The organism is Pseudoalteromonas sp. SR45-6, from assembly GCF_014163545.1.
Classification (GTDB): Bacteria; Pseudomonadota; Gammaproteobacteria; order Enterobacterales; family Alteromonadaceae; genus Pseudoalteromonas; species Pseudoalteromonas rhizosphaerae.
On sequence record NZ_JACJDM010000194.1, the window covers coordinates 1 to 419 of the forward strand.

1 protein-coding gene is annotated in these 419 nt (G+C 52.7%); it reads left to right on the forward strand.

The annotated features are described in order from the left end of the window. Nucleotides 1-419 (forward strand): Ig-like domain-containing protein (locus H5158_RS22880; protein ID WP_259399486.1); only part of this gene is annotated, 419 nt, incomplete at both ends.

The following is a 419-nucleotide window of genomic DNA, read 5'->3' on the forward strand; positions in this document are numbered from 1 at the left end:
AATACCGCTAGCGACACAGAAAATGGCGGAGTGATCGATACTCTTGCGCCAACCTTTGATATTGATCCGTTGGCTGCGACGAACGACAGCACCCCAACCATCACCGGTAGCAGTGATGAAATTGGTGGATTGGTAAGTATCACCGTGACAGATGCGAACGGCACCGTGCAAACCTTAACCGCGACGGTACTGGCAGATGGCACGTGGTCGGTGGATATACCGACCCCATTGGGAGAGGGCGCATTCCAAGTGGATGCCAGCGTCACTGATGCGGCAGGTAATACCGCGTCTGATACTGAAAACGGCGGAGTAATTGACACTCAAGCGCCTACTTTTGATATTGATCCACTTGCTGCAACGAACGATACCACGCCAACCATCACCGGTAGCAGTGATGAAATCGGTGGCATCGTCAGTGT